Source organism: Brevibacterium sp. ZH18, assembly GCF_022748595.1.
Lineage (GTDB): Bacteria > Actinomycetota > Actinomycetes > Actinomycetales > Brevibacteriaceae > Brevibacterium.
The window spans coordinates 20,454-30,760 of the sequence record NZ_JALDSX010000045.1 but is presented as its reverse complement, the minus strand read 5'-3'; the positions used below and the strand labels follow the sequence as shown (position 1 = coordinate 30,760).

General features: G+C 65.5%; 10 protein-coding genes, 1 pseudogene and 1 riboswitch. Of the genes and pseudogenes, 6 read left to right on the top strand and 5 right to left on the bottom strand.

Annotated features, from left to right (window positions below; translation table 11 throughout):
* The first annotated feature begins 121 nt into the window (after positions 1-121).
* Complete coding sequence (locus MPN20_RS14020; RefSeq protein ID WP_242783106.1) at positions 122-592, top strand: NUDIX domain-containing protein; 471 nt, start codon at positions 122-124, stop codon at positions 590-592.
* Here the strand turns inward: MPN20_RS14020 and MPN20_RS14015 are convergent.
* From MPN20_RS14015 to MPN20_RS14005, 3 genes are all read right to left on the bottom strand, one after another.
* Positions 570-1,529, bottom strand: coding sequence for an iron-siderophore ABC transporter substrate-binding protein (locus MPN20_RS14015; RefSeq protein WP_242783104.1), 960 nt, complete (start codon positions 1,527-1,529; stop codon positions 570-572). The genes MPN20_RS14020 and MPN20_RS14015 overlap by 23 nt on opposite strands.
* 48 nt (positions 1,530-1,577) lie before the next feature.
* Complete coding sequence (locus MPN20_RS14010; RefSeq protein ID WP_242783103.1) at positions 1,578-3,089, bottom strand: amino acid permease; 1,512 nt, start codon at positions 3,087-3,089, stop codon at positions 1,578-1,580.
* A 61-nt stretch (positions 3,090-3,150) separates the two neighbouring features.
* Positions 3,151-4,413: an alpha-hydroxy acid oxidase gene (locus tag MPN20_RS14005; RefSeq protein ID WP_242783101.1), complete on the bottom strand. Its 1,263-nt coding sequence runs from the start codon at positions 4,411-4,413 to the stop codon at positions 3,151-3,153.
* A 212-nt stretch (positions 4,414-4,625) separates the two neighbouring features.
* On the opposite strand from MPN20_RS14005, the gene MPN20_RS14000 reads away from it, so the two are divergent.
* Entirely contained in the window at positions 4,626-5,234 is a 609-nt protein-coding gene (locus MPN20_RS14000) for a histone deacetylase (protein WP_242783099.1), read from the top strand.
* Here the strand turns inward: MPN20_RS14000 and MPN20_RS13995 are convergent.
* Both MPN20_RS13995 and thiE read right to left on the bottom strand, forming a co-directional pair.
* On the bottom strand, positions 5,194-6,105 hold the full coding sequence (locus MPN20_RS13995) for a 2-dehydropantoate 2-reductase (RefSeq protein ID WP_242783097.1): 912 nt from the start codon (positions 6,103-6,105) through the stop codon (positions 5,194-5,196). The genes MPN20_RS14000 and MPN20_RS13995 overlap by 41 nt on opposite strands.
* Complete coding sequence (gene thiE, locus MPN20_RS13990; RefSeq protein WP_242783108.1) at positions 6,102-6,791, bottom strand: thiamine phosphate synthase; 690 nt, start codon at positions 6,789-6,791, stop codon at positions 6,102-6,104. The genes MPN20_RS13995 and thiE overlap by 4 nt, the downstream gene beginning before the upstream one ends.
* 23 nt (positions 6,792-6,814) lie before the next feature.
* Positions 6,815-6,917: riboswitch (TPP riboswitch) on the top strand.
* Between thiE and thiO the strand changes: the two are divergent.
* The 4 genes and pseudogenes from thiO to MPN20_RS13970 all read left to right on the top strand — a co-directional run.
* A pseudogene (gene thiO / locus MPN20_RS13985) lies at positions 6,896-8,077 on the top strand (glycine oxidase ThiO); the annotation flags it as partial. Its footprint overlaps the riboswitch before it by 22 nt.
* Entirely contained in the window at positions 8,074-8,322 is a 249-nt protein-coding gene (gene thiS / locus MPN20_RS13980; RefSeq protein WP_242783094.1) for a sulfur carrier protein ThiS, read from the top strand. The pseudogene thiO and the gene thiS, both read left to right, overlap by 4 nt.
* Position 8,323: 1 nt before the next feature.
* On the top strand, positions 8,324-9,091 hold the full coding sequence (locus tag MPN20_RS13975; RefSeq protein ID WP_242783093.1) for a thiazole synthase: 768 nt from the start codon (positions 8,324-8,326) through the stop codon (positions 9,089-9,091).
* The gene (locus MPN20_RS13970; protein ID WP_242783092.1) at positions 9,088-10,293 is read left to right on the top strand and encodes a ThiF family adenylyltransferase; all 1,206 of its coding nucleotides are present in this window, start codon (positions 9,088-9,090) and stop codon (positions 10,291-10,293) included. Before MPN20_RS13975 ends, MPN20_RS13970 begins: the two co-directional genes overlap by 4 nt.
* The last annotated feature ends 14 nt before the right edge of the window (positions 10,294-10,307 follow it).

The following is a 10,307-nucleotide window of genomic DNA, read 5'->3' as shown; positions in this document are numbered from 1 at the left end:
TCAGGCCGAGTCGGGTGGGGTGAGAGTTGTTCCCGGGGATAATTTGTGTGAGGCACGACCCTCATTAGCCGGGGGTATTGACATGAGGCACTCCGGAGGTACGCGCAGGTAGGGTGAGTCCATGCACTTCTCCGACTACGACACACGACTTGCCGGTTACGCGGTGATCGTCAACGACGACCAGGAAATCCTGCTCAGCTGGTTCAACGGCGGCAGCGAACCCGCCCATGCACTCTGGACTCTGCCCGGCGGCGGAATCGAATTCCACGAGAGCATCGAGACCGGGACGATCCGCGAGATCAAGGAGGAGACCGGGTTCGATGCCGAACTCGTCCGCCCCCTGACCACGCATACGTTCACGGAGAACCGCAACAACGTCGCTCGCGGCAGGAGTGCGCCTCGCCCGTTCAAAGGGGTGCGCGTCGTCTACCAGGCTGCCATCACCGGCGGCACGTTGGGCACGCTCGAGGTCGACGGGACGACGGACCGCGCCGAATGGCTGCCGATCGACTCACTGGCCGATATCCGCCATGCCCGCATCATCGACATCGGCCTCGACGCGTGGCGCGCTACTTCGTCGCCTTCGCGATGAGGTCGGGCATCTTCTCCGCGGCGTAGGACGCCGAGAGCACGGAGTTCAGTGAGAATGCCTTCCGGACCTCGTCGAGGTCGTCGGTGAGGACGAGGCTGCGGCCGTCCTTGACGGCGGGAATGCGTTTGAAGGCCGCGTCGGATGTGACCTCGGTGTCCGGGATGTAGATCGGGAACGTCACGAGAAGATCCGCGTCGAGGTCGTCGAGGTTCTCCTCGGAGACCGGTGCCGTGAAGTTCTCCGATTTGAGGGCCGCGATCTTCTTCGACTGTGTGAACCCGAGGTTCTCCATGAACTGCACGCGCTCGGTACCTTCGACGTAGGCACCCCAGCCTTCCGAGGTCTTGGCCGCCACGGTGACGGACTTCCCGTCGAATTCGGGGTGGGCCGACTTCGCTTCGTCGAACGTCGTGTCGAGGTCGGCCAGAGCCTTCCTGCCCTCTTCGTCCTTACCGAGAGCCTTCGCCACCATCGTCACCTGCTGGTCCATGGACGTGAGGTAGTTGTCGCCGCCCTTGGGCACGTCGACGGTCGGAGCAATCTCGCTGAGACGGTCGTAGCGCTTCTTGTCACCGGAGCTCTTCGTATCAAGAATGACGTCAGGCTCGAGGGCCGCGATCGCCTCATAGTCGGGTTCCATCGTCTTGATGAGCGTCGGTGCCTTGTCGTAGAGGTCCTCAGCCCACGGGCCGACTCCCTTGCCGCCGAATTCGACCCAGTCAGAGGCACCCACGGGCTGAACGCCGAGCGCCAGAGCAGTCTCCGCATCACCCCATCCCAGGGCCACGACCTTCTGTGGGTCCTTCGGGACTTCGATCGAGCCGAACTTCGTCTCGACGCTGGGTCCCGATGCGGTCTTCTCGGCTTCGCCTCCCCCGCCGGAGCATCCGGAGAGCACGAGCAACGTGGCGAGTACTGGGGCGATGAGTCTGCGCATGGAATCCTTCTTCGATTAAGTTAGGCGAGCCTAGCTTAATACATCGAATCAGTGCCCTGCCACGCCCGGCCGGTCCTGTGCGGTGGTCGGGGTGATCTCGAGGCCGTCGACGTCCATCTCATCGAGTGCGACTGTGCGCGAACGCCGGCCGGTGACCAGGCGGTGGATGAGCCACAGCAGCAGGAAGGCCGGCAGTCCGATGTAGGCCGAGGCGACCTCGAGGACGCGTCCCTCGACGACGGCTTGGACGTTTTGACCGATGATGACGACCACGAGCATGATGAGCGCGATGATCGGACCGACCGGGAACAGGGGCGCCCGGTAGGGCAGATCGGCGACGTCGTGGCCCTGCTTGACGTAGGCGCGGCGGAACCGGAAGTGACACCAGGCGATGCCGACCCAGACGATGAAGCCGGAGAGTCCGGAGACATTGATCAGCCAGGTGTAGGCACCGCCGTCGCCCATCACCTCCGACAGGAATCCGAACAGGCCGATGACGGCCGTGGCCAACAGAGCCATGACGGGAACTCCGCGTTCATTGAGGCGGGCGAACAGCCTCGGCGCGGTTCCCTCTTTGGCCATCGCATAGAGCATGCGGGTCGAGGCGTAGAGGCCCGAATTGCCGGCCGAGAGGATCGCAGTGAGGATGACGGCGTTCATCACGGACGCGGCCACGGCGATGCCTGCACGTTCGAAGACGAGGGTGAAGGGCGATGCCGTGACGTCTTCGCTGTTGGCCGAGGTCAGCAGGGAGGGGTCGGTGTAGGGCAAGAGGAAGCCGATGACCGCGATCGCGCCGATGTAGAAGAGCATGATGCGCCAGAACACGGTGCGGATGGCTCGCGGCATATCGCGGCGGGGGTTGGCGGATTCTCCGGCCGTGACGCCGACGAGTTCAGTGCCCTGGAACGAGAAACCGGCGATCATGAACACGCTGATGATCGAAACCCAGCCGCCCACAAACGGAGCCTCGCCTTTCGTCCAGTTGCTCATCCCCGGCGACTCGCCGCCGATGATGCCGACGATCATGAGCACGCCGAGGACGAGGAATGCCAGCACCGCGATGACCTTGATCGCGGCGAACCAGAACTCGCCTTCACCGAAGGCCTTCGCCGAGAGGAAATTGAGCCCGGAGAGCAGGATGAGGAAGATCGCGGCCCAGACCCAGGACGGCACGTCGGGCAGCCAGAAGGACATGATGACGCCGGCCGCGACGAGTTCAGCGGCGAGGGTGATCGCCCAGTTGAACCAGTAGTTCCAGCCCATGGCGAACCCGAATGAGGGGCTGACGTACTTCGAGCCGTAGGTGTGGAATGAGCCGGCCACGGGCAGATGAGTCGACATCTCACCCAGGGACTGCATGACGAAGAGGACCATGACGCCGATGGCCGCGTACGCGAGCAGCGCACCGCCGGGGCCAGCTTGGGAGATCGTGCCGCCAGACCCGAGGAACAGGCCGGTGCCGATGGCACCGCCGATCGCGATCATCTGCAGGTGCCGGGACTTCAGCCCCCGTTTGAGTTCGCGGTTCTCCCTCGCCGAGGTGGCTGCTTCGTTCATCGTGTCCCTTGACTCTCGTGCGACCGGTGTCCCGTTCGGGCCCCGGCCATTTTTACCACATTCAGATGTCGGGGCTGCGCACCTCGGGAAGCGTCGACACACTCTGAGCGGGGCGCGGCAGACCTCTCGCGAGGTTCGGCCCGAGGTCGGCGATCGTCCGGGCGCCCATCAGGCCCATGGCAGTCAGGATCTCCGCTCGGATCAGGTCGATGGCCTTCTCCACGCCGCGCTGTCCTCCGGCCATGAGTCCGTAGAGGTAGGCCCGGCCGATGAGGACGAAGTCCGCTCCGGCGCACAGTGCCGTCACAACGTCGGTGCCCGACATGATTCCGGAGTCGAGGATGAGTTCCATGTCCTCACCGACGGCCGCGCGCACCTCTGCCAACGCCGTCAGCGAGTCGGGTGCTCGATCGAGTTGGCGGCCTCCGTGATTGGACACGACGAGACCGTCGGCGCCGATGGACCGCGCTCGGCTGGCATCGTCGGCGGTGAGCACACCCTTGACGAAGAGTCTGCCTTTCCACTGTTCGCGGATCCACTTGAGGTCATCGAGATCCAGGGTGGGATCGAACATGGTCTTAGTCATCTCAGCTAAGGACTGAGAAGTGTTGGACAGGGAAGCGTACTTCGGTGGCTCGGTGGTGAGGAAGTTGAACCACCATCCGGGCCGGTAGGAGGCGTCGACGATCGTCTTCAGGGTCAGCTTCGGTGGGATCGAGAGCCCGTTGCGGTCATCGCGCAGACGCTGCCCGGTGATCGGAGTGTCGACGGTGACGAGAAGTGTCTCGTACCCGCTGGCCTGGGCGCGCTGGAGAAGGTCGAGGCTGCGCTCGCGGTCCTTCCACAGGTAGAGCTGGAACCACCGAGTGGATCCCGGGGCCGCCTGCGCGACCTCTTCGATCGACCGTGTCCCCATCGTCGACAGGGAGAACGGAATCCCGGCCTTCGTTGCGGCGCGGACGCCGGCGATCTCTCCCTCGGAGTGCATCATTCGCGTGTACCCGGTCGGGGCGATGCCGAAAGGCAGGTCGACGTTCTGACCGGCGATCGTCGTCGCCGTGGTCGGCGCGTCGACACCGTGCAGGATGCGAGGGAGCAGTTCGACGTCAGCGAAGACCTGCCGGTTCTTCCGCAGCGTGTGTTCGTCGAGTGCCCCGCCGTCGACGTAGTCGAAGGGAGCCGTGGGCGTCACCCGTTTGGCGATCCTGCGCAGATCCCAGATATCGGCCGCCGAGTCGAGCCGTGCGGCGACTCGGTCCAATCGCGGCAGACCGAACTGCAGCAGTGGGGCAAGTTCTTTCACGTCGGGCAGCTGCCGCTTCATAGTTCTCCTCTGGTTCAGCGCTGAAACTCATTCGGGATCAGACCCTGCGACCATCACAGGGTCCGACGCTCCCTGGCGGTCGAGTCTAATCACCTCATGCTGCTTCTCGCAGGCGGGATCAGCATGGAAGATATTCCCAGTTGTTCGTTTATAGGGGAATATCGCTCTGCGGATTGGACAGCCCCAGCCGTCGTCGTGGCATGATTAAAGGGATGTCTCAAGCACTCGTGTGGTATGTCAGCTACGGTTCGAACATGTTTCGTGACAGGCTCGCCTGCTATCTGCAGGGCGGCCGGCCACCGGGTGCCTTCGTCACCTATCCCGGCGCGAGGAACCCCGCTTTCCCCGCCCAGGAGATCGCCCTCGAACTTCCCGGCTCGATCTACTTCGCCGGACGCTCGAAAGTGTGGGGCGGCGGCGGAATGGCGTTCTACGACCACAACGTGCCCGGCCCGACCCCGGCCAAGGCCTACCTCCTCACCGCCGCACAGTTCGCCGACATCGCCGATCAGGAGATGAATCGGCCGCCGAGTGCGGACAATCCCCTGGAGAGACTCGCGTTCGACCTCCCCGTCGGTTCATCGCATTCGGTGGGACCCGGCGGTTACGAAACGCTTCTGGTCCTCGACCGCAGGGATTCGATTCCGGTGGTGACCTTCACCGCCCCGCACGGGTCGGATGATGTCACCCACAGAACCCCGAACGAGTCGTACCTCAACATGCTGCGATTGGGCGTCGAAGAGATCAACGCCGTGGCGCAGTCCTACACCGCCACGCAGATCAGTGCGCCGACTCTCCAGCCCGCAGCTGCACAAGTGTGAGGTCGAGCAGCGGCGTCTCGACTCCCAGGTCGTGCGCCGTCCGCGCCAGATCGCCGAGGATGTGCTCCGTTTCGCTCGGCAGTCCTGCCGTGACGTCGCGGTAGAGCGACGAGGTGAACGCTGAGCCCTCCTCGGTGAGCATCGACAGAGTCATCGCTCTGCCCTTCTCCGAGATCGGGTGCCCCGCAGCGGCGGCGATGGCTTCGAGCTCGTCGACGATGGCGATGACGTGCGGCTGGCCGCCGGCGGCCATGATCGGTCCGATCGGTGCCCGGAAGAGGCACGTGACGACCCCGGCCGCGGCGATGAAGATCCACTTCTCCCACAGCGCGTCGTTAATCCGATCGAGGATCTGTAGCTTGTACCCAGGCACCTCGAGCGCCTCGGCGATCGCAGTCGGCATCGGACTGCTATTGAGCGTGCCGATGGTCATGATGGCCATGTCGGTCATCTGAACGATCGCCTCGTCTTTGATGGTTCCGACGATCTTGACGAGTCCGCCGAGCACCTGGCCCGGGAACTTCGCCTCGAGCAGATCGATCTGCGCCATGCCGTTGAGGAACGGGATGATCATGGTGTTCGCACCCACCGCCGGGGTGAGGTCTGCAATGACCGACTCGAGCCCGTTGGCTTTGACCGCGACGATGATGAGGTCGGCGCTCGGGTCGCTGTGCTCAGCCAGCTCGGCCGCGGTGACCACGGGGACGGTGTTGGTCCGGTCCTCGCCGGGCGCAGCGAAGCGCAGGCCGTTCGCGCGCATCTTCTCGGCTCGTGTGGGCCGGACGAGGAATGTCACGTCGCGTCCGGCCTCGAACAGACGGGTTCCGAATGCTCCGCCAGTGGCGCCGGCTCCGGCGATGAGGATCCTCACTGCTGTCCCTTCATGGTGCTCAGTTTCTGTTTGAGGTCGGCTGCCGCGGCACCGGGATCGTCTGCCCCGGTCACCGCGCGGACGACGACGATACGCTGTGCTCCGGCGGCGACCACCTCGGCGAGGCGATCCGGGGAATTGATCCCACCGATCGCGAACCACGGTCTGCTCGCCGTCGTCGACACGTCACGGATCGGGTCGAGGCCGATCGCGGGACGGCCGGGTTTGGTCGGGGTCTCCCAGACGGGACCGACGCAGTAGTAGTCGATCTCGGGGTCAGCCTCGGCGGCGGTGGCCTGCTCGATCGAATGCGTCGACCGACCCAGGATGACATCGCCACCGAGCACCGCGCGGGCCTGCGCACTCGTGAGATCACCCTGGCCGACGTGGAAGACATCTGCACCGACGAGGAGGGCGACATCGGCTCGGTCGTTGACCGAGAACAGTTTTCCGTGACGGTGGGCCGCCTCGCGGAGGATCTCGAGGGCTTCGAGCTCCGCGCGGGCCTCGAGGCCCTTGTCGCGCAGCTGGATGATGTCGACTCCCCCGGCATACGCAGCCTCCAGGAACTCCGGGAGGTCGCCCTGCACACGACGGGCGTCGGTGCAGACGTAGAGCTGCGCGGCGTCCAGCTTGGCGAGGCGATCGGCCCTTGAGGTGTCTTGCACGGCGGCGTGCGTTGTCATATCGGTGACCATGCTCCTAGAGTAGAGGAGTTCGCGGGAGCCTCATAAAGAGGCTGAGAGGGCTTTGTGCCGACCGCCAGACCTGATGCGGATCATGCCGCCGGAGGAAGAAGCCTATGCACGTCGTCGTCATCGGAGCCGGAATCATCGGCCTGTCCACTGCCTGGAATCTGCGCGCTCGCGGAGCCGACGTCACCCTCATCGATCCTGCTCCCGCCGCGGGTGCGTCCCATGCGGCCGCTGGAATGCTGGCGCCCGCCGCCGAGGTGGTCTGGGGTCAGTCTCCCCTGTATCCGCTGATGCGCGCCTCCTCCGAGCTCTACCCGGACTTCGCCGCCGAGGTGGCGAGCGCTTCGGGTCGTGATCTCGGGTATTCGACAGCGGAGACCCTTGTCTGCGCCGGTGACCGGGCCGACCTCGCAACCCTGCGCGAACTCATCGAGCTGCAGTCCGCGAACGGGTTCGAAGTGTCGCTCATGACCGGTTCCGCCGCCCGTGATCTCGAACCGTCGCTGGCGCCCGGGGTCTGCGGGGCCGTCCGCATCCCCGGCGACCATAGCATCGATCCTCGTCGGCTCACCTCGGCGTTGGTTTCCGTACTGGGTGACGTTCATGTCCGGTCGGCGGCGAGCGCCCTGGTCCGAGAGGACGGGCGGACGGTGGGCGTTGCGTTGGAAGACGGTTCATCGGTGCGCGCAGAGCATGTCGTCGTCGCGGCGGGTGCTGCATGCAATGCCATCGGCGGAGTGCCCGACCTGCCGCTGCGGGAAGTGTGGGGTGAGGTCATCCGTCTCCGTGCCCCCGCGCACCTGGCACCCCTGCTGACACGAACCGTCAGGGGGCTTGTCGCCGGCCGCCCGGTCTATGTCGTCGCCCGGCCCGACGGCGAGCTCGTCCTCGGAGCCACCTCCAGAGAGGATGGACGCTCCGGGACCAGTGCAGGTGGTGTCCACCAGCTGCTGCGCGATGCAGAACGGCTCGTGCCCTCGATCCTCGAGTGCGAGATCACGGACATCACGACGCGTGCCCGCCCCGGCTCACCCGATGATGTGCCGATCATCGGCCGCGTCGATGACGGGTGTGTGGTCTCCACCGGCTTCTTCCGGCATGGGATCCTCCTCGCCCCGTTCGGTGGACGCCTGACCGCTGACCTTGTAACCGGTGCCGACACCTCGTGGGCACCTCCGGGGACGCTCGACGTCGTGTCGCCGGCACGGTTCGCCCCTCATACCGACTCTCACCCTCAACCAGCCTCACACCATCAACCTGCAGGGAGCCACCCATGACTCAGCCCATCACCATCACACTTAACGGCGAGCGCCGCGAGCTCAGCGAACCGATGAGCGCACTCGCCCTGGTCTCCGAACTCACGGGCAGGGAACTCGGCGCCGACGGCACTCCCGTCGACGGCACACGCCTCGGCATCGCCGTGGCCATCGACGGTGAGGTCGTCCGCCGCGGACAGTGGTCGCAGTCCACTCTGGCCGACGGCCACACCGTTGATGTCGTCACCGCTGTCCAGGGAGGTTGAGATGAGTTGGAGCATCGACACAGTGACCATGGACTCCCGTCTCGTCATGGGCACCGGGGGCGCGAGCTCCCTGAGCATCCTCGACCAGTCACTGGTCGCCTCGGGCACAGAACTGACGACCGTGGCCATGCGCCGCTTCGACGGAGCCGCCCAGGATTCGGTCTTCGCACTGCTGGAGCGTCTGGGCATTCGCATCCTGCCCAACACTGCTGGCTGCTATACGGCTCGTGATGCCGTGCTCACCGCACAGTTGGCCAGGGAGGCACTCGAGACGAACTGGGTGAAGCTCGAAGTCATCGCCGATGAGGACACCCTGCTGCCCGACCCGATCGAGCTCTTCCGCGCCGCCGAGGAACTCGTCCTCGACGGGTTCACTGTCTTCGCCTATACGAATGACGATCCGGCCCTGGCCAAGCGGCTCGAAGATGCCGGTGTCGCGGCCGTCATGCCGGCCGGTGCGCCGATCGGCAGCGGCCTGGGCATCCTCAATCCTCACAACATCGAGACGATCGTCTCCCGCGCCCAGGTGCCGATCATCCTCGACGCCGGTGTCGGTACGGCCTCGGATGCGGCTTTGGCGATGGAGCTCGGCTGCACCGCAGTTCTGCTGGCCTCTGCCGTCACCCGTGCCCATGACGCCCCCGCTATGGCACGGGCCATGGCGCTCGCCGTTGAAGCCGGGCATCTGGCGGCCCACGCCGGGCGCATCCCGAAGCGTCCACTGGCACTGGCGTCCTCACCGTTCGAGGGGATGGTGGCCCCAGCATGAGCACGGAAGCCAACCCGGGTCCGCTTGTCGATCCCGGCGAAGAGCTGAGCCCGCGCGATATCGATCGATATGCCCGCCACCTCAGCCTGCCGGGCATCGGAGTCGAGGGACAGCGCAGACTGCGAGCCGCCTCGGTGCTGGTCATCGGGGCGGGAGGCCTCGGTTCACCCGTCCTGCAGTATCTGGCCGCCGCCGGATTGGGCAGGATCACCGTCATCGACGACGACGTGGTCGAGGCGTCGAACCTGCAGCGTCAGATATTGCACCGGGATGCTGACATCGGCCGGGCCAAGGTCGATTCAGCACGTGAGGCACTGCTGCGCCTCGACCCTGAACTGGTGGTCGACACCATCGGTGAACGGCTGAGCCCGGACAATGCGCTCGAACTCTTCGCCTCTCACGACGTCGTCATCGACGGGGCCGACAACTTCGCGACCCGGTACCTGTCGAACGATGCGGCCGAGCTCACCGGCACACCGTTGGTCTGGGGCACGATCTTCCGGTTCGCCGGCCAGGTGAGCACCTTCGTTCCTGGGCATGGACCCATGCTGCGGGACCTGTTCCCCGATATTCCCGAGGCGGATTCGGTGCCCAACTGTGCGGCCGGTGGTGTCCTCGGCGTCCTGTGCGGAAGCGTGGGGTCGGCCATGGCCACCGAGGCGATCAAGCTCATCGCCGGTATCGGCACACCACTCATCGGCTGCCTGCTGCGCTACGACGCTCTGGCAGCGGACTACACCACGCTGCGATTCTCCCCTGATCCTGACCGGCCCCCGGTCACTGACTTCGCCGAGGTGGCGCTGGCCTGCGCTGCCCTAGCGCCCAGTGCTGGGGTGTCGGCAGGAGCAGACGGTTCTGGGGAACGTGAGATCGACGTTGCCGACTTCCGTGCTGCGGGAGCGCCCGATCTGCTCATCGATGTGCGTGAGGGCTGGGAGCGGGAGCTGTCGTCCATCCCTGGGTCGGTGCACCTGCCGCTCAACGTGGTGCGCGCCCACGGGTGGGACGCTGTCGGCGAAGCGTTCGTGGTCGAACAGTCGGATTCGGCGACTGGCGCGGGTCCGGACCCTGTCGACGTCATCGTCCATTGCAAGTCCGGAGCCCGCTCGGCTCAGGCCGTAGCGATCCTGCAGGAGGACGCGCCCGCACATGTGCGTCTGCGGTCCTTGGCTGGAGGCATCGACGCCTGGACGGGTGGGTGAGGAGCTCACTCGAG